Annotated in this window: 11 protein-coding genes; 2 read left to right on the top strand and 9 right to left on the bottom strand. The window is 44.1% G+C overall.

The window, feature by feature from the left end:
- Positions 1-257: 257 nt before the first annotated feature.
- The 3 genes from AB6735_RS24015 to AB6735_RS24025 are packed head-to-tail and all read right to left on the bottom strand — an operon-like array spanning position 258 to position 6039.
- Complete coding sequence (locus AB6735_RS24015) at positions 258-1379, bottom strand: efflux RND transporter periplasmic adaptor subunit (RefSeq protein WP_370998674.1); 1122 nt, start codon at positions 1377-1379, stop codon at positions 258-260.
- Positions 1366-4617 carry an efflux RND transporter permease subunit gene (locus AB6735_RS24020; RefSeq protein ID WP_370998675.1) on the bottom strand — a complete coding sequence of 1084 codons (3252 nt, stop codon included), beginning with the start codon at positions 4615-4617 and terminating at the stop codon, positions 1366-1368. The genes AB6735_RS24015 and AB6735_RS24020 overlap by 14 nt, the downstream gene beginning before the upstream one ends.
- A 21-nt stretch (positions 4618-4638) precedes the next feature.
- Positions 4639-6039, bottom strand: coding sequence for a TolC family protein (locus tag AB6735_RS24025; protein WP_370998676.1), 1401 nt, complete (start codon positions 6037-6039; stop codon positions 4639-4641).
- An 89-nt stretch (positions 6040-6128) separates the two neighbouring features.
- Between AB6735_RS24025 and AB6735_RS24030 the strand changes: the two genes are divergently transcribed.
- Positions 6129-7073: a LysR family transcriptional regulator gene (locus AB6735_RS24030; RefSeq protein ID WP_370998677.1), complete on the top strand. Its 945-nt coding sequence runs from the start codon at positions 6129-6131 to the stop codon at positions 7071-7073.
- A complete protein-coding gene (locus tag AB6735_RS24035; protein ID WP_370998678.1) occupies positions 7045-8400 on the top strand; it encodes a glycosyl hydrolase family 8 in 1356 nt (451 codons plus the stop codon). The genes AB6735_RS24030 and AB6735_RS24035 overlap by 29 nt, the downstream gene beginning before the upstream one ends.
- A gap of 91 nt (positions 8401-8491) precedes the next feature.
- On the opposite strand, the gene AB6735_RS24040 is transcribed toward AB6735_RS24035, so the two are convergent.
- The 6 genes from AB6735_RS24040 to AB6735_RS24065 form a co-directional block, all read right to left on the bottom strand.
- Positions 8492-9805 carry a flavin monoamine oxidase family protein gene (locus AB6735_RS24040; RefSeq protein ID WP_370998679.1) on the bottom strand — a complete coding sequence of 438 codons (1314 nt, stop codon included), beginning with the start codon at positions 9803-9805 and terminating at the stop codon, positions 8492-8494.
- Between the two features lie 363 nt (positions 9806-10168).
- Positions 10169-11746 (bottom strand): FG-GAP-like repeat-containing protein, encoded by a 1578-nt coding sequence (locus AB6735_RS24045; protein WP_370998680.1) that lies wholly within the window; start codon positions 11744-11746, stop codon positions 10169-10171.
- A 48-nt stretch (positions 11747-11794) separates the two neighbouring features.
- A complete protein-coding gene (locus AB6735_RS24050) occupies positions 11795-13348 on the bottom strand; it encodes an FG-GAP repeat domain-containing protein (protein WP_370998681.1) in 1554 nt (517 codons plus the stop codon).
- 15 nt (positions 13349-13363) lie between these two features.
- Positions 13364-14683 (bottom strand): vanadium-dependent haloperoxidase, encoded by a 1320-nt coding sequence (locus AB6735_RS24055; protein ID WP_370998682.1) that lies wholly within the window; start codon positions 14681-14683, stop codon positions 13364-13366.
- Positions 14684-14689: 6 nt separating this feature from the next.
- Positions 14690-18310, bottom strand: a complete 3621-nt coding sequence (locus AB6735_RS24060; RefSeq protein ID WP_370998683.1) for a VCBS repeat-containing protein — start codon at positions 18308-18310, stop codon at positions 14690-14692.
- 84 nt (positions 18311-18394) lie between these two features.
- Positions 18395-20215, bottom strand: coding sequence for a RagB/SusD family nutrient uptake outer membrane protein (locus AB6735_RS24065; RefSeq protein WP_370998684.1), 1821 nt, complete (start codon positions 20213-20215; stop codon positions 18395-18397).
- Positions 20216-20219: the final 4 nt, after the last annotated feature.

Below are 20219 nucleotides of genomic sequence, written 5' to 3' on the forward strand. Positions count from 1 at the left end.
AAAAACCGATGTCATTTCGAACGAACAAGAGCGGGATCAAGCTTTGGGGTGAGGAGAAATCTTTTGCGCCATATATTACAGATTGGCGGGCATAAAAGATTTCTCCTCGCTCCGCTCTTTTTGCCACTGCTGTTCGTTCGAAATGGCATCGTTCAGACTATAGCATAAAAAAACATCCCACCTTGCTATAGCAAAGCGGGATGCAAACAAAAGTAATCAGTCAACCGAATTAACTCAATCTTTATCCTATCAACTAATTATTTATCTTTTACTGTTGATCCGTTCCTGATCTCGTCCGAAGCTACTTTCACCAGTTTATCATCAGGCTTAATGTCGCCGTAAACTTCCATCATATCGCCCGATGTTAAGCCTTTTTTAGCATCAACCCATATGGCTTTATGGTTTACCACCTTAATTACAAACACCTTTTCGGTTGAAGTGTAAACAGCCGTTTTGGGCACCACATAAGCGCTATCGCCACCTGGTAATGGTACGTTTACTTCGGCAAACATGTGGGGCAAAAGCTTTTTATCCTTATTGTAAACGTCCATTTCCAAACGCTCAGACCTTAGTTTTTCATCCAAAGCGCCGGCCAAACGTTTCACCTGTGCGGTAAATTTCTGGTTAGGTAATGCTTTCACTGTAAAATCCACTTCGCTTTTATTACTTAATGAGCCGGTAGAGCTTTCTGGTATCGATACCACCAAACGCAGTCTTTTCTGATCCTGCAAGGTAAACAGCGGATCGGCGCTTTTACCACCCGGACCTACATAAGCACCCAGATTTACATTACGACTGGTAATTACCCCATCAAACGGAGCGCGTATTTCCAAATAAGCCAGGTTAGCGGCTACTTCTTTATAGGAAGATTTTGCAGCTTCAACATTAGCCAGATCAGAATTCTTTTTGGCTTCGGCCTGCTCCAGGTCATTTTGTGATACGGTGCCGGGAGTTTTGCTGGTGCTTAGCAATCTGTCATAAGTAGCTTTGCTGGCATAATAGATGGCCTCCTGCTGTTTTATTCTGGATTGCGCCCCTGCTAATTGTGAGTTGATCTCCGGTGCTTCCAAAACAACCAGTAACTGCCCCTGGTGAACTTCGGAACCGATATCAACCAATAGTTTTTTCACATAACTGTTCACCTTGGCATACAGGTCAACCTGTTGATAAGGGATCAGTTCGCCGGGAATAGTAACCGAGCCGCTTAATTTTCCTTTTTTTACCGCAACCAGATCAACCGACGGTGTTTCTACCGCTTCCTGCTGTTGCTCTTCGGCGCTTTCTTTTTCTTTTTCCTCTGAATGGCAAGCACTCAGGAAACTTATGGCTACCGCTAATACGGCAAGCATAATGGTGGATCTATTTTTAAGCTTTTTCATGATGATGCAAAGGGACATAAAATTTACTTTCTTTATCTTCTGGGTCTAATGATACGGATTGTGTGCTGGCATTGCCTTGTACCCAGGCAAAAACCAATGGTAATATTAACAGGGCTGCAAATGTTGAAGCAATAAGCCCGCCAATAACCGCGCGGCCAAGTGGCGATGTTTGGTCGCCACCTTCACCCAGGCCTGATGCCATCGGGATCATACCTACAACCATCGCTAAACTGGTCATTAATATGGGGCGCAAACGCAAAGCTACAGCTTCACGGGCAGCTTTCAACGCGTCGCCGTTGTGTTTACGTAACTCTTCAGCGTTAGTGATTAACAACACCGCGTTGGATATGGATACACCTACCGACATGATCATACCCATGTAGGATTGCAGGTTGAGTGTTGCCCCGGTTATTTTCACTAAAAACAACGATCCGAACAATACCGCCGGTACCGTTGATAATACCACAAACGACATTTTGAACGACTGGAAGTTGGCTGCCAGCATCAGGAATATTACGATAATAGCTACTATCAAACCCGACTGTAAACTGTCCAGTGTATCGGTTAGTGTTTGACTCAGGCCGCGCATTTCTATCGTTAATCCATGCGGTAACTTACCAATGGATTCAATAGCTTTCTGCACGTCATGTGTAGCCGTACCCAGATCTTTTTTGTTGATGTTAGCCGTAACCGATAAGGTGGGTATAGCGCCGATGTTATCATTTTCGCCATTGGTTACGCCGGTTTTTACATCCGCAACATCACCTAATGTTGGCCGTGATTGATTGGCCAGTACAGGGATCTCCTTTACATCGTTCAGGCTGGCCATCTGATATTCGGGCACCTGCACCTGCACCAGGTAGCTCAGGCCGGCACGTTCATCTATCCAGTTATTTTTTTCGGTAAACCTTGATGATGAAGTAGAGGCGATCAGCGAGCGGGAAATATCGTTTAAACCCACACCCAGTTGTGCGGCCCTTTGTCTGTCGATAGTAATATCTAAGGACGGATAATTGAATGACTGGCCTATTTGTGCATCGCGTAAATATTTGATCTGTTTTAATTTATCCAGCACCTTAAAGGCATACTCCTGGTTTTGTTTTTTGTTTTTGCCGGTTAATGCGATCTCGATCGGTGTAGGTGATCCCTGGCTCAGGATCTTATCGGTCAATTCTATCGGCTCAAATGAGATCCGGATACCGGGCATTTTTTGAGCGATGGAATCCCTGAATTTTTCTTTCAGATCGTCCAGGTTCACTTTATAATCTTCTGTTAAGCTCACCTGCATCACCGCTTCCTGCGGACCAGCCATGAACATATATATTGGGTTGGTAGAGAACGACGAAGGGTGCGTGCCTACCATGGTTGAGGTAATAGCAATGTGGTTTTTACCCACAATGTTACCTAATATACGTTGTGCTTTTACCACCTCTATTTCGGTACGTTCCAAACGGGTACCGTCAGGTGCACGTAAACGAACCTGGAAAGTTCCGGAGTTTACTTTCGGCAATACGTCGCGACCAATAATGTTCAGGAGTATAAAAGCTAAACCGCAGGCAACAATTACATAAACCGTTACCAGGATCTTCCGATTGGGCAGCATCCTGTCCATCAGGCGCATAAAGCTATCCCTGAACCTGTCAAAACGGGTTACTTCCGCGCCGGTATGTTCCAAAGCCCTTTTCATGGCTTTTTCTTTTTGCTCCCATGGTTCCCCTTCATCCTCCAAAGCAAAACCGTCGGCATGGCTGTGATCTTCGTGTTTGTTCACCATGATCCAGTTGGCCATGATAGGTACAAAGGTTTGCGCCAGGAAGTAAGATACGATCATGGAGAAACCAATGGCCAATGCCAGCGGCAGGAACAACGCTCCAGGGATACCCTTCATGGTAAAGGCCGGTGCAAATACTGCCAGGATACAGAAAAGGATCAGCAATTTAGGGAAAGCGATCTCCTTACAGGCATCCCATATAGCCAGGGCTTTGGGTTTACCCATATCAAAGTGCTGGTGTATATTCTCAATCGTCACGGTCGACTCATCCACCAGGATACCAATAGCCAGCGACAAACCGCTCAGCGTCATGATATTGATGGTTTGCCCGAAAAGCGAAAGGAAAAATATAGCCGATATAATACAGGTTGGAATAGTTAATATTACGATGAGCGCCCCGCGTTTATCACCCAGGAACAGCAATACCATTAAGCCGGTGAGTACCGCGCCAATAGCGCCTTCTTCGGCCAAGCTCTTCACCGCGTTAATTACATAAACCGATTGGTCAAACACGAACGACAATTTCACGTCATCCGGAACGAGAGCCTGGAAACGGGGAAGCGCCTTTTTTAAATTCTGAACCACATCCCAGGTCGAAGCCGTAGCTGATTTGGTGATAGGCAGATAAACCGAACGTTTGCCGTTAATGAGCGCGTATCCGTTGGTGATATCTGCGCCGTCTTCTACAGTTGCTACATCATGTAAAAAAACGGTTTGTACACCATTTTTGTATAATGGGATATTACCAAAATCGGGGATCTTTTTAATGGTAGTGTTTGATGGTGCCAGGTAGTTATAGTCGCCTATACGTACGTTACCGGCCGGGGTGTTCTGGTTGTTTTCGCGCAAAGCGGCCACAATCTGGTCGGGCGTTAAGTTGTGCGAACGTAACAGTCCTGGATCAACCTTGATCACCACGGTACGCTGATTACCGCCAAAAGGAGCAGGCGCTACCAGACCGGGAACTGATGTAAATGCCGACCTGATGTAAACCAACGCGAAATCAAGCAATTCGTTGTTCGATCGGGTGGGGCTACTGAGTACCAGCTGACCAACGGGTAACGTGGAGGCATCAAACCTCAAAATAAACGGAGGCTGCGAGCCCTGCGGGAATGCCGACTGGGCCCTGTTGGTGAACGCCGTGACCTCCGCCGCGGCCTGTGCCATATTAGTACCTTCGTAAAAAGTAACTTTTATCAGTGTTAAACCCTGTACGTTTTTGGTTTCGATGGTTTTAACGCCCGAAACAAAAAGCAGCAAGTTCACATACTGCTTACCAAAATAAGCCTCCATCTGGTCGGGGGTAAAACCTCCGTAAGGGTGGGATATATAGATAACCGGCAGGTTCAAATCAGGAAAGATATCTATCTTGATAGTACGTACCGCATTGATCCCGAAAAAAAACAGTCCGGCAACTATAACCAATATGGTAATTGGTTTTTGTAGCGCCCCTTTGATCATTCCCATTATAAATGTGTATTACTGTTATTAAAAATTATTAATGAATATGCCAAAATCGCCGGTTGCAGCCGATTTAAACAGCAGCGCCTGCCATACATTGTTTAAGGCAATGTAGCGGTCAACCTCGGCACGGTTCAGGGTATAAAGGGCCTGAGTAAAATCTACAATATTGGCCAGTCCATTTTTATACAAGGTATATTTCTGCTTATAAGCATCGCTCGCGGCAGAAACCTCAACCGGTACCTCTCGGTAGTTTTTTAACGAGTTACCGATACGGGTTTGAGCCAATGCCAGCTGTGCTGTCAGTTGCTGCTCCACCAGGTCATAATCATTTTTAAACTGTTCCGAAGTATACTTTTGCGATTGTACCTGGTAATGCACCCGGAACGGACTGGTAATATTCCAAACCATAGCCACACCAAACAAGTAATTGTACCGCGTTGGGTTGGCACCGGCACCGTAACTGCTATTAATGCTGTTAGGGTTTGTGGTATAGTCATAGTTAAAGCCCGAGCCCCTGCCCTGGTACACACCAAACAAGGTAAATGTAGGGTAGCTAAAGGTTTTTAAATATTTTGCCTGTTCGTCGCTTACGCCGATGCGATTTTGCAAATAGCGTAATTGCGGGTGATCTGCCAGTTGTACAGAACTGGTGGCATCAAGCGTTGCAGGCAGCTTGGTAACAAAGGCGCTATCAAGCAAAAAATCCTGCGCCGGGATACCCAGGTAAACCGAAAGCTGGTTACTCTGATCCTGAACAGTTTGCTGCGTATTGGTCAGCGAAATTTTCGCGTTGGATACTTCCGCGTTGGCCAAAGCCGAGTCGACTCCCGGGTTCAGACCGTTCTTTACACGGGCAACTACCACCTTTTGCAGCTCCATAGCCCGGTTCAGATTATCCTGCTGGGCTTTTGCCAGTTGCTGGGCTGCCAGTAAATTCAGATACGTGCTGGCTACACGAACTTCGTGCTGAAATTGCTCCTGCGCCAGGTCGGTCTCTTCACGGTTAACGATGTTCTTTTGTACTTTGATGCGCTCATGTGATTTGCCAAAGCTGAAAAAGTCCCAGCTTACGTTGCTTAGATACAAGGAACCGAATGCCGCGTTCCAGTTTTGTTTGGCCTGGGCCGGGCCGGATGAGGCCACAGATAAACCCCGGTAACCATACAAAGGTCCGTTTTGACCGTTGGCCGTTCCGTAATCCTGTTGTGCCGAGATGCTTACATCTGGTAAATATTCTGTGCGTGTTTCTTTTAGAAATGCCTTAGCAGCGTTTAACTGGTTAGCTTTGGATTTGATGGTACCGTAGTTAGCGAGTGCCATTTGTTCAGCATCTTTAATATTTAAAACTTTTTGCTGAGCCTGAGCCTGGAAGACAAATAAAACACCTAAAAACAGAAGTAATTGTTTTGAAGGTAGCTTATACATAACGTGTATTTTATACACGGCAAAGGTAGGCCTATAGGATGTATGAAAAAAATGAATTAATTTTGTCATAATCATTAGTAAAATTCATAATGAATATAGCACTCCACCACTTCCGCTTAGTTGATACCATATCAAAAGAGGGTACTTTAACTAAAGCGGCCGAAACGCTGCACCTTACACAATCGGCCCTGAGCCACCAGTTAAAGGAGCTGGAAAAAGAGCTGGATATTGAAGTTTTTCATCGCGAAGGCAAAAAATTACATTTGTCTGAAATTGGCTACCGTTTTTTGCGCAGTTCTGAAAAGATCATTGCCGAAATACGTTCGATGGAAGAGGATATCCGCAACTATAAAAATGGCAAAACCGGTAAGCTCAATATCAGCATGCAGTGTTATACGGCCTACCATTGGCTGCCTGGTGTTATTAAGGATTTTAAAAGCCAATGGCCCGATATCCATATCAATATTGTGTCAGACGCTACCCGCCGTCCGCTGGAATATTTAATGCGCGGCGATCTGGATCTGGGCATTGTACGTACCCAAATGGTGAACACCAAAATAACCTATGAACCTATTTTTGAGGACCGCCTGAATGCTATTTTACCGGCAGACCACCCGCTGGCCAAAAAAGACGTGATCAACATTTGCGATTTTCAGGATCAGGACCTGATACTGGCCCTTTACGATCCCAGTTACCAGGACACCCCGTTGATTGAAACCCTGATCCAGGAGCAGCATGTAAAACCCAAAACGCTCAACCGCATCCACTACACCGATGCCACCATCGAAATGGTAAACGCCGGTTTAGGCATTAGCGTAATGGCCGATTGGATTGTGAAACCTTACCTGGCCAACAGAAATGTAGTAGCTAAACCCTTGCACCATAGTGTAGCCAAAAGAACCTGGTACGCCGCTACCTGCAAGGATAACCCCGTTATACAAAATTTCCTGACTTGCTTAAAAGTGTATTTTGCCGAGAACCAAATGTGTATGCAAGACGAACATTTTGAAGAATTACTGGAACAGGTGGTTTAATACAACACGCAGACGACTCACCCCGTCTGCGCTTCGCTGGACGACCCTCTCTCCCGCTTCGCGGCGTAGCGGGTTGGGAATTTGTCTGTTTTTCCTTTTTTCTACGATCATTCTCAAATCCCCTCTTTCCGCCGCAGGCGAAGAGAGGGTGACCGAGCGCAGCGATGGTCGGGTGAGTCGACCCTTTCCGCAGCATTATTCCTATACCAAAGGCACCATCAGGCCCAACCACCTGTCCCGGCAGCAACTGGACAAACAGGTGGGGGTATTTTATAACCAATGGAAAAAACGCTATGTAAAACCCGGCTGTACCCCTGGTCAGTATTACATCTGGTTTGAAAGAAAAGGCAAGGAATGTGTATCCGAAGGCCAGGGTTATGGTATGATCATCACCGTGCTGATGGCCGGTTACGACAAAAACGCACAGGATACGTTCAATGGTCTTTACCAATATTACAAGGCCCATCCCGCTAAAACATCCCCCTACTTGATGGCCTGGGCGCAGGTAAAAGGCTGCAAGGATCTGGACCGCAGCACCGCCGCCGACGGCGATATGGACATTGCTTATTCCCTGCTGCTGGCCGCCAGGCAATGGGGCAATACCGGGACAATCAATTACCTGCACGAAGCCCGCAATATCATAGCGGCCATCATGCAGCATGAGATCAACCAGAAAACCTATTCTGTTTTGCTGAGCGATGCCATTGAATACGATAGTGCCGATTACTTTGACATGCGCTCATCCGACTTTATGCCGAGCCATTTTAAGGCCTTTGAGGCAACTTTGCATAATGGCAAATGGAAATCAGTAACCGACAATACTTATCGCCTGTTTGCGGCTATGCAGGCCCAATACAGTCCCGATGCGGGCCTGGTGCCCGACTTTATCCGCGGCATCAATAAAACCCCTCACCCGGCACAGCGCAATTACCTCGAATCGCCCTACGATGGAGTTTATAACTACAATGCCTGCCGCGTACCCTGGCGCGTAGCCAGTGACTATCTTCTTTACGGCGATAAAAGGGCCAAGACTTTCGCCGATAAAATAAACCGCTGGATCCGGGAAACCGCCAATGGTAACCCCGATAATATTTCGGCGGGATACACACTGGCCGGTAATGATATTAAAGGGCGGTATTTTGAAGCGCTGAGCTTTATTGCCCCCTTTACCGTATCGGCCGCGGTTGATAAAAGCAACCAACAATGGCTCAATAAACTATGGGATTACCTTGTGGCTTTTAAATTGAAGGATTACGACTATTATGATAACAGCATTAAAATGCTGGACATGATCATCGTATCAGGCAATTACTGGAAAGCATCCTGATTTTGGATATCGGATGTTTGATTCCGGATTTAACGCATCGGTTTAGCTATTACTCTTTGGAGAGGGTTGGGTGACGCCTTAGTAGTAACCATCAATGCACCTGTGATATAATCATTCCCGCTACGCCCTTTCCACTTGTTAGCGCTGCCTCCACAGTTCCCATAGCCGTGCCTTCGTAAAGGTATTCGCCGGCGAAGAACAGGGTATTATCAACCGGGGCATTCAGCGTATGGCGACAGGCAGATGCATTAACCGTATCATAAGCGTATGAGCCCCGCGTAAATGGTTTGGCTGTCCAGTTCATTATCCGCCAGGTTTTAAGTCGTTGCTGCAATTCGTCTACCCCCAACTTAAAAATATTGGCCAGCGATTGTAGGCTTTGCTGCAATATGTCCTCATCGGTCATGTCCTTTTTGGCTTCGGCATCTGGGCCGCCTATCCAACCGGTAAATACGCTGGAGCGTTCAGGAAACTGTGTCCACCAGGTGGGTATCTCTTCCTGCGAAAGCAGATAGCCTATATTATCAAGACTCCGGCCAATATGTTCTTTGGTTTGTTCACTGTACCAGAAAGGCTCGTCAAACTTCAATAATATTTTGATCACCGCACCAAAACCCATCCGCTGTATAGCCTCTGCATGCGCTTTAAGCGGCGGATGAAAAGTTATCGCGCCGGTTTGCCCTTCGCTTGCTTTTAAAATGCCAAGCGGTACAGCCAGTATCAACTGTTGGGCGTGGTAGGTTGTTCCATCAGCGGTGATCGCGCTCACCTTCCCGGGTTCCCAATAAATGTCTTTTGCAATGCTATGCAACAATATTTCGCCATCATGAGCTTTGCATTCGGCAGCCAGGTAATTCATCAGGCTTACATACCCTCCTTCCACACGGTACTGGGCGCTGTCATCCTCATGTTGCCACTCCTTGCGCAGGGCAAAACAACTGGCCTTCTGCGGATCACCGGTATCATAACCCGATACAAATTGCCGTACCGAGGTGCGCATCCGGGCATACTTACCGCCTGGAAACTCCTTTAGCATAAACTCCCCGATACTGATATCCTGCTGCAAACTGTTCAATCTGTCGATGAGCAGATCCCAATGCTCAATAAATGATTCATCTTCCAAAAATGCGCCATTGGCATACTGCAGCATTTCTGCTGAAGCGGAACGGTATTTAATACCGGCTTCATTTAATAAACCGAGGGTAACCGGCAGGTCGCCATGTACAAACTCAGCCCCCAGCTCCATATATTTTCCTGTAATAGCATCATGTTCTGTATAGATCCTACCTCCTATACGGTTATCCGCTTCCAGTACTATTACTTTTTTGCCGGTGGTGGCCAGTTCGCGGGCAGCCATCAGACCTGCGGCGCCGGCGCCTATGATCAGTATATCAGCAGTGTTCATTCAATTATTTTACAGGCAAAGTTAGGCTTTGTATTGGTGATGGCAATACGCCGGTTTGGGTACTATCCCCATTTGCTTTTGACCATAAATTTTCGTACTTTTATATTAATACAACGGCCCGGTTTGCTCATAAAAAGAGCAAACCGGGCCGTTGTGCTAAGAGAAAACAAGGCCAAAACCTACCATTTTTCCCTTTTATTTGATAATCAATAAATTAATACTTTTTAAAGTTTTAAAAACGCTTCAAAGCGGGATCAAAATTTGTTAAAAAGTGTTAAAATCGATGGTTTCAAATAAATTTTCGAATGTTTTCAACCCATTTTTGGACAGAAAGTTGTTAAAATTTAAGGTTTAAAAAGTTTTTTACTTATACTTTGGCATCATACTGGTTCCGGCATTATTGTGCAGCACGATGAAAGGCTGGTAAAGGTCCCAACTGGGTTCCACATCTTTTTGTACCATCAGTCCCTTCGCCCCAAATGAAAAATTTCCCAGGATGATATCCGGGTAACCATCATGGTCGATATCATTTACATCCATGGCTATCCAGCGGCCATATTGGCTAATGGGTAAGGCATGAACCTTAAATTTTCCTGGGTTGGTTTGCTCATGATAGGTAAAACCTTCTTCGGGATGGTACTTAAAATCAGGAAAAAAAGCGATCACCGCAATGTCGAGGTCGCCATCATGGTCAAAATCAGTGGCAATGGCCCTTGAGCAGCCATTGATATGGTAAAAATAGGTTTGCTTAAATTTCCAGTTACCCTGGTTGGTAAAAATATACACGCCATGGTAAGGTTTAAATACCGGCGAAAAATCGTTGTTATCGCCACAAGTATATACAATATCCAGCAGGCCATCATGATTTATATCAATGAGCTGAAAACTACTGGAGCCATATACTGAGGGGAAACGCAGTAAATTCTGACTGGTAAAACCACCTTTTTTATCATTCAGGAACATCCAGATCCCTTCGTCGGCCTGGGCAAACAGGCAGGCGATATCGGACCAACCATCATGGTTAAAATCGCCGGTAAAAACCTGTGTAGCGCCGGGTAATGCTCGCAATATTTTTTTGCTGAATTTGCCCCCGGTCTGTTGTTGCATCACATACAAACCGCCACGATCGCGCCCGAAACCGCAGGATACATAGTCGGTAAGTCCATCCCGGTTAAAATCAGCATAAGCACTTTTTACAGGCCTGGGTAAACTATCGGTAATTAGGGTTGAGTCGTTTTTGGCAGGCTTGTCAAGGTTGATATTGATCAGCTTTCCTTTCAGGGCATCATTAGGCGGCAGTATACCAATGCAGGTAATAACAGCCCCGTTGGGTTGGTTCTTTGATTTAAAAAAATTGATATCCGTAACCGGCGATTGAAACCTTCTGACCAAGGTAGGTTGCAGATTGCTGTTCCATTTGTACAGGTTATTGCCTGCACCGCCTGTGTAAATGAAATCATCATTGGGATTATAAGCAACCATGGTTGTCATCGCCTGCAATCCTTTGCGATCTACGTTCTGGGATTGCCTGAGGCTAAATATGGCCCAATCCTTTACTGCATTAGGCTTGGGTATGACCAGTTTTTTGGGCGATGTATTTTTATAATACGCCAGTATCTTATACCAATCTTCCTTGGATATACTGGTATTTGCCGATACCAGGTAGTTACCCATAAAGCTTTTGAAACCAAATTTGGGGGCCATGGCGGGCATAATGCCTGTTTCCCAGGTTGTACTATCCAATAATGAGGGATCAGGGAGCTGGTGGCAACTTGCGCAATGCGTTGCGGCCAGCTTTTTCCCTTTGGCTAAGTATTCGTTATTACCTTGGGTGGTGGTATTGTTATTGTTCGAACAGCCGTTGGTTAGCAGCGTTAGGCATAGCATTATAGTTGGCAGTAAACACAATCTGTTTACCGGCATCCTGTAGTTTTTAGTCATGTACACATTTCCATTTTGGCAAACATAAGCAGGGTGCAGCTTTTATACTTATTTTTTGGTGTGATTTTCGAGCACTATCAAAGGTAACTTTTTATCCCATGTGGGTTTAAATCCTGGTATAAATAAAAATCCGCTCGAATAATTGCCCAATATAATGTCAGGCTTTCCGTCGTTATTCTGATCGGCTACTTCCATACACATCCAATGACCGTACTGGCTTACCGGAATGGCATGTGGTTTAAAATCAAAAGGTTTAACCTGTTCAAAATATATAAATTCTTCGGCAGGGGTATTCTTCATATCGGCGAAGAAGGCTATGGTGGCAATGTCCAGGTCGCCGTCACCATCAAAATCCGTAGCTATGGCTTTGGTACAACCATTGATAGGATAAAACCAGCGCTGTTTAAAATTCCAGTCGCCAGTATTAGTATAGATATACAGGCCATGAAAGGGTTTTATCCGCCGGGAGTCGCGATAGTTATAGCCACAGGTATAGATCAGGTCTGGATTGCCATCATGATCCATATCAGCCAGCTGAAAGCCGGATGATCCATATACAGGTGGAAAACGCAACAGGTTTCTTTTAGTAAAGCCCCCGTTATGATCGTTTAAAAACTGCCATAGGCCTTCATCACCGCTACCTATGAGTACAATAACATCGGGCCAGCCATCTTTATTAAAATCGCCTGCAATGGCCTGAATAGCCCCAGGTTTATCATAAATTTTCTCCTGATCATAAGTGTGATCTGCATTCTGTTTCAACAGAAATACACCACCTTTCAGCTTGCCTGCCCCACAAATTACCATATCGGTAAGCCCGTCCTTATTAAAATCGGCAAACGCGGTTTGCTGGGGCCGGGGTAAGTCCGACGCTACAAAGGTTTGATCGCTGTTTAATTCTTTGGCATCCAGATTTACTTTTACAATTTTACCGTTGGGGAAATCGGCTGGCTCCAACCGGCCGACACAGGTAAAGTACCCGGCATTGTTACCCGCTGTATCTTTTGTAAAATTCACACTTACCGCAGGTGACGGTAATGTACCCAGCGAATCTGGTTTTAAACTATTATCCCAGCTAAGTAGCTTATTGTTAGTAAAATCGGCGCTGTACAGTTTATGCGTGTAAGGATTTACCGCTACCATGGTGGTAAAGCTGTTATAATTTACAGGCTCTGGTTTTTTTAGCGCAAACCCTGCCCAATCACTGATCAATGGAGTGGGCTTTGGTGCAGAAACAACCGTATCAGGTGCGGCTTTTTTATAATAGGCTACCAAGGCCAGCCATTCCTGTAAGGATGCACCGGAAGTATCGGTCATATTCTGTTTAAAATAGGTTGACCCATAAATAGAAATATGCATAAAACTTGCCATATAAGGCAATACATGCCTTTCCCAAACATCTTTGCTCAAGGCATTGGCGGGTACCAAAGCATGACATCTTGTACATTTTGCCTGGGCCAGGTTTTGCCCATCTACCAGTACATTACCCGTTAATTGATAAGGCTGTTTGGTTTTATTTTTGCAGCTGTTTATTAGAGTTATACCAGACAACACTGCAATAAACAACACCATATAAAATGTTACACAATAGCTTTTTCTCATAGAATTGTCTGCCAGCTATTTTTTAAGTTTTAATTTTTTCCAGATGTATTCACCAACCTGACGGCCTTGCACCGCGCCCTGGTCAACACTGTAACGATAGTGTATGCCTCCATAAAAACGGCTGATTGAAGTTTCGTCAGAAGCTTTTAAAAACGAATCAAAATGGCGCTGCATACCAATATATCGCAAGTCGCTGGTATCCTGGTAAGCGAAGTTATCGCCAAAAATGTGGGTTAATATCACTGCCGATGCACCACTGATATCGCTATGCCCACTTGGGAATTCAGGGAACGGAGGCGTTTGCAGCATGGGTAACCAATTAGGATCGATTTTATCGTTAATAACAGTTACCGGTCTGATATAGTTAAGATCATATTTCACCTGCCAGCCACATATAAACGCGTCAAAAAGCGCTATGGACGTTAAAGCATAGGCCTGTGCTGTTTTCACTACATCGGCATGTGTTTGTTTACAGGCAATAGCGGTAATGCCTATCCAGTGGCCCCCGGGTGTAATTTTTTTATTGGCAAACATCACATGCCCGCTATGCTGAATTACGAAGGGATTATCGTCCCAAAACTTGGCTATATCGATCTGTTCTTTGGTCAGATTTTTACTTTGCTGATATACCTCTACATTCTGTTTAAAATAGGCGCTGTTTTTGTCCTCGCTAAATGGTGGTGGAGGCGGCAGCGGGAAATTGGTTGAGGTATCCACCGCAAAAGTGTGCATGGTGCCCCAGCAAAACTCTACCCCATCCAGGTAGTCTGGAGGAGTTGGGTGCCATTGGCCAGGGTTATCGTTGCCTAAAAAACGTGGTTTGCCGCGTGTTTGGGGGTAATTGTCAACAGAGGCCCGCTTTAATATGTATTTACCAATTTGCTCGCCAAATGCTATAGAACGCGCATAAGTGGAATCGTCAAGGTTGTCTTTGTAACTGGTAAATACCTTATTCTCATACTTTTTCAGTGTATCAACAGAAAAGGTAACCTTATGTGCTACCGTAAAAAATGCCTTTGTAGCGGCCAGGGTAAAATTGTACTTTTTATTCTTTTGTGGCTTAGGTGGTTCACCAAAACCTCTAAGTTGCGCGGTAATTGAGTTATAATCGGGGTTTTCATAACGTACAGCTTCATAAGCTGCAAGCGTAGTATAACCATAAATACGACTGGCTACCGGTGGGGTAAATACATCATATATGATTATTTGCGTTAACTGGTCAACGTTTTGATGTATTACATCGGCATCTTTCATTAACGCGGCTTTCTTTTTATCGCTGCAACTAAAAAGTAAAAAAATACCGGCTAAGACTGTAACTATTTTAAAGCACTTCATGTATGGTTAATTAAGCTGTATGTTTCTTTGGTGGCCATTGCTATCTGTTATAGTCACCGATGCCATATTGTTCTCAATATTAAAAAATCTGCCAGACTGCGACAAGAAAGAACTACCGTTGTAAAACTCCAGCCTGCTCATTTTGCCATTTTTGTATTTAATAACCGCATACATATCCAATGGCTGCAGGGTAACCGTTTTAACCGGTCGTTTTAATTCAAATAGTTTCATCACATCACGGTTTTGGGTGGCGGCCAGCAAATAATTACCCCTTGCCCCTTTTAGCTTTACCAATGCTTTGCCATTACCTGGTATGTAAAGACCGCTTTGCTGTAATGTAAGCGGTTTAAAGCCGCCTTTGCCATCACCTTTGAGTATCAAACCATTAAAGGCATCATAACGGCCGGTGGTAACCTCTGTGCCAAAATCATTACCGCTGATGGCCACATCCAGGTTACTATCACCATCAAAATCATCAACCGTAATACCACATAGTTCAGACATTTGGGCTTCCAGTGGTAACGGTATAAGCGTAAACTTACCATTACCATCATTACGCAAGTAGCATGACTGCAGGTAATTTGCTTTTACCCTTATAGCGCCCTTCCGCATTTCGGGGGTTATCACCGAATCCATTGTCGCTACTGCTAAAGATCTGTAGTTCTGATACCGGATACGCATGCTGATCATTTGTTTTACAATATCATCGCGCCCGTTAACCGGAAATTCTTTCATTTCTCCCTGCTGATCTTTCAGAAAAACGGATGGAAAAGCATCGTAACTGCCGTTATTATCAAAGTCCTTCGCGGTAATAAATACAGGATACTGATCCGTAGCCTTATAAAAAGTATTTAAGCCTGTATTACCCACTATATAATCGATATCACCATCATGATCAAAATCGCCGGCAGCAATGGTGTTCCACCAACCCAGTTTATTTTCAACCCCGGTATTATTGGTTACATTTTTGAAAGTGCCATGATCGTTTTTCAAGAAAGTGACGGGCATCCATTCTCCAGTAAGTATCAAATCTGGCCAGCCATCATTATTAAAGTCGGTAAAGGTGGCATCGCATACCAAACCAACGTTTTTTAATGCCTGGGCAACTGTTGCCGATACATCTGTAAATTTTATAGCGCCTTTTTTACTGTCGTTACGTAAAACAAAACTTGAAACAGGTTTGGGATAGTTCCAGGGATCAACACGACCGGATACAAAAAGATCAAGTTTGCCATCTCTATTAAAATCAGCAGCTTTAACACATAATTTGCTGGTGAAGTTTTTTGGCAGCGCATCTGGCTGCAGTTTGAAATTTCCTTTACCATCGTTCAGATACACCCTGTCCTGGTAATTTACCGACCCGGGTTCACTTTCAAAACCTCCGCTGGCAATATATAAATCGGGGTGACCATCTCCATCGGCGTCAAAAAGCAGGATCCCTTCATCCCTAACCCTAACCTTTTGCGATAAAAAGTCGTTATGAGCCGAGATTGAATTGACAGTTAACGGCACATCCATTGTTCGCGGCAGCAGATCACGCTGTATAAATTTGCCATTGGCCTGCTGCAATAATACCTGGGCCGGATATTGGGTTGTGCCTCCAATCACCATATCGTCAAAACCATTGCCATCTACATCGCCAACTGCCACTGCGGGTGTGTATTCTGATAACTTATGAGGTATCAGCTTCTGGACGTTAAAATCTACATAGTCCTTATCCTGATGCTTGTAGGTGATACCCGCGGATGTAGTTACCTCCTTAAACAAAGATGATTTATTGATGACCGGATGGTTATAATTATAGTTCTCTTTAGCATCGGCAATGTTTACCTTCAATGTTTGATCGGCTTTTACATTTAACAATACCTGCTTTTTGCCATTATCCCATCTGATCACAACCGAATCGAGCCCGGTTATCTTACCCAAACCAAAATGAGCGATATTTTGTATGGTTGACAAATAACCCCGGTAAGGTATATTTTCATACACCTGCTGTTTACCATGATCATAATAAATATTGGCTTTGGCTCCTATACCACCCAGGTTTTGACTACCGCCATGAAACTGTATGTGTAAATAGTGATTATTGCTTTTATCTTTTTCACGTGCGGTGTTTTTATAGATGAATGCCTCATCGTCAATGTTATTGATGATCATATCCATGGTGCCGTCATTATCAAGATCGGCATAGGCCGCTCCGTTTGAAAATGACGGGAGATCCAAACCCCAGCTTTTGGTTACATCTTCAAACTGTAAGCCATTAGTATTTTTAAATGCGTAATTAGGTATTTTAACGATGGGTATTTGATCAAGTACTTGTTTGGTTGATGCTACGGAATAGGCCTGCTGCCTGAATACAATAAAATCGTGATCGGTTACATCACGTGGATAACCATTTGTTATCACCAAATCACGATAGCCATCGTTATCAAAATCTGTAAGCATGGGTCCCCAGCTCCAGTCTGTTTGTCCTACACCACTAAGAAAGGCCGTTTCACTAAAAATAGGATCACCAATAGAGTCATTTTGTCCTAACCGTGATCCCTGATTGATTTGTAAGGTATTGCGTGTATATTGATACTGGTATTTATACCGGTCGAAGTTTTGAAATATCTGGTAATTATTTGGCGGCATGAACATCTTTTTCCGGTAATTATCTTCGGGGTTCATATCAACCTCAAACACATCGGGCAGCCCATCATTATTTACATCTTCAATATCCTGGCCCATCGAACTGAAAGAAGTATGTTTAAAGTATTCCTTCGTTTTATCGGTAAAGGTGCCATCGTGATTATTGATGTATAATATGTTATTGGGTAAAAAATCGTTGGTTACGTAAATGTCTTTCCAGCCATCGTTATTAATATCGGCTATGCTTGCGGCATGTCCATAGCCTTCAATTGTGATACCCGCCTGTTTGGATACGTTGGTAAATACACCGTGCTTTAATACCGGGTTCCAATCATTGCGATAAAGCCTGCCGGTACTGCGATGACTACCATCTGTTATAATTGGCCTGAAAGTGCTCTGGTTATCACTGGCTACGGCTTCATTAACGGTAAGATACATATCCAGGTCGCCATCATTATCATAATCAAAAAATGAGGCCATGGTGGAGTGTATATTAATATCCAGGCCGTACTCTTTGGCCATCTCTTTAAACCGGGGTATACCGTCGGTACCAACTCCCTGGTTTACATATAAAAGGTTGGTTCTTTTAACAGAGTCATCCAATAAAGTATTGCATACATAGATATCGGGCAGTCCGTCATTGTTTATATCCACAACAGCAACACCACGCCCCCAGCCGCCTTTGCCGCCTACCCCTGCTTTTACAGTAACATCCTCAAATTTCATATTACCTTTATTGAGGTATAAACGGTTAGGCACGGCATTACCTATAAAATAAATATCCGGGAGACCATCGTTGTTAAAATCGCCTATGCCTACGCCGCCACCATTATAAATATTAAGCATGGTGAGGGGGTTTATTTTCTCGTTTTCAACTATGGTATTACTAAAGGTGATCCCGGAATATGATGAGGGTATTTTTTCAAATAGAGTTGGCTTTTTACAGGCCATAAACGCACAAAGGAAAAGACATAAAAATGGGGCGCTGTACTTCATGAAATTTTACGATCAGGCTATAAAAAAGGTGGAGATAAATATCTCCACCTAAAATTACAATTATAAATTTATAACAGGTTTAAGTTAATAACCTTTATTTTGAACCAATACACCTTTACCGCCGGCTAATGATTTTGACAAGTCAATCTGCGACTGAGGGATAAAATAGTATTCATTTACCCCTTTGGTAAATTTAGCTCCCTGTAATTGTGAGTTAATTCTCACGTCATAAGTAAAAAATGCATTGATCTCGGCAGCCATGCTACCGTCGCCCGTAGCTGCACCGTTAGGCAGGGCAACAGAAGTGCCATCCCAGCGTTGTAAATCAAAGAAACGCATGCCTTCCATAGCCAGTTCAATTTTTCTTTCAAAACGGATGGCTTTACGGGCATAAGCTTTATCAGCAAAAGCACCTGCCGGATATGGGCTAACTTTATACTTATCAGCAGGCGTACCATTCACCGTATAGGTTGATGTCCCTGGTGCATAAGTTGAATTTTTATAAACCCAACCGGCTGGGTTGGCAGCTCTTGTTCTAACCTGGTTAACATCATCTAATGCAGTGGCCGGGTTTCCGCCTGTAGTAGCTTCAATTTCAGCTTCGGCTGCCATTAAAAGGATGTCTGAATAACGCATCAGGTTAATATTATTTGATGTTAACTGTACGTTGTTCCATACACCCGGAGTATTATCTGAGTTAGATCCTTTTTCAGATTGTGAATAAACATTCTTACGCGGATTAAACACACCATCTGTAGGGTCACGGATCCATCCCGGAGCTGGGTTGCCCCAATCAAGGAAAGGAATACCAGGACGGCCAACAGTGATATCTAAACGAGGGTCAACATTCCCGGTCCATGGTGTTGAACCATTACTTACATCCTGGCCCACTGTATCAAAGGTGTCAAATAAAGGCAAACCATTGGCATCGGTTTTAAATGAATTACCTAATGATTGTGAAGGGTTAAACCAACCGCAGCAACCACCAGGGCCACCGTATGGAAAGTTCAGATCATCACCTGCATTACCATTTTGACCGTTTGAGCCATCATTTACAGAGTTTTGAGCAGCAAATACTGACTCTGCACTGTTTTTTTGCGAGCCTTCCGGACTAAAGTTTGTCTGAAAAATTGGGTTTAACGCATATTTTTGACCACGTGCTGTCACGCCGCTTGAAATCAACTGGTGAAACAATGGTAACGCATCGTCATATTTATGCTCAAACATGTAAGTTTTTGCTAAATATGCCATGGCAGCCCAACTATTCGCACGGCCTTTTTGCGGTTGAGTAGCAGGCAGATCAGCCATTGCTGCTTTAAAATCGGCTTCTATTTTTGGCCAGATTTCGGCAGTATTGGGCAAATTGTAATCGGTTGTTGTTTCATCCGCATAAGGTACCTGACCATACATTTTTCTCAATTCCAGATAATAAAAACCACGGAGGAACTTAGCCTCTGCTGCTATAGTTTTAGCATCAGAAGCAGCCAAATCCTTAGCCAGAGGAATAGTGCGCAACACGTCATTTGATCTGGCAACACCGTCAAACAGTAAAGTATATCTGTCTCTTACATAAACATTGGAGGTATTTGCTGTAAAATTACCTACAGGTAATGCATCCTGACCACCATCTGATGGTTGTGAACCTTTATAGGCGTCTCCTGCAGCTATACTACCGAACATCCAGTTTGAGCCGGAAGCGTTTGAACCACCTCCTATACCACCTACACCATCTAATAAGGAGTAAGCCCCAATTAAAATACCGTTTACACCCGCAGCATTTGAAATTTGGGCCGGTAGTAATTGCCCCTGTGGTGTTTGACTTAATAGATTCTTTTTACAACTATATGCTAAGCATAGCGCCACTAAAACCAGAGGTACTATGACTTTTAAATGTATTTTTTTCATAATT

Source organism: Mucilaginibacter sp. RCC_168, from assembly GCF_041355315.1.
Classification (GTDB): domain Bacteria; phylum Bacteroidota; class Bacteroidia; order Sphingobacteriales; family Sphingobacteriaceae; genus Mucilaginibacter.

Excerpts from the sequence above, each read along its gene's own strand:
- AB6735_RS24015 (WP_370998674.1), bottom strand. The coding sequence starts at position 1,379 with ATGAAAAAGCTTAAAAATAGATCCACCATTATGCTTGCCGTATTAGCG.
- AB6735_RS24020 (WP_370998675.1), bottom strand. The coding sequence starts at position 4,617 with ATGGGAATGATCAAAGGGGCGCTACAAAAACCAATTACCATATTGGTT.
- AB6735_RS24025 (WP_370998676.1), bottom strand. The coding sequence starts at position 6,039 with ATGTATAAGCTACCTTCAAAACAATTACTTCTGTTTTTAGGTGTTTTA.
- AB6735_RS24030 (WP_370998677.1), top strand. The coding sequence starts at position 6,129 with ATGAATATAGCACTCCACCACTTCCGCTTAGTTGATACCATATCAAAA.
- AB6735_RS24040 (WP_370998679.1), bottom strand. The coding sequence starts at position 9,805 with ATGAACACTGCTGATATACTGATCATAGGCGCCGGCGCCGCAGGTCTG.
- AB6735_RS24045 (WP_370998680.1), bottom strand. The coding sequence starts at position 11,746 with ATGACTAAAAACTACAGGATGCCGGTAAACAGATTGTGTTTACTGCCA.
- AB6735_RS24050 (WP_370998681.1), bottom strand. The coding sequence starts at position 13,348 with ATGAGAAAAAGCTATTGTGTAACATTTTATATGGTGTTGTTTATTGCA.
- AB6735_RS24055 (WP_370998682.1), bottom strand. The coding sequence starts at position 14,683 with ATGAAGTGCTTTAAAATAGTTACAGTCTTAGCCGGTATTTTTTTACTT.
- AB6735_RS24060 (WP_370998683.1), bottom strand. The coding sequence starts at position 18,310 with ATGAAGTACAGCGCCCCATTTTTATGTCTTTTCCTTTGTGCGTTTATG.
- AB6735_RS24065 (WP_370998684.1), bottom strand. The coding sequence starts at position 20,215 with ATGAAAAAAATACATTTAAAAGTCATAGTACCTCTGGTTTTAGTGGCG.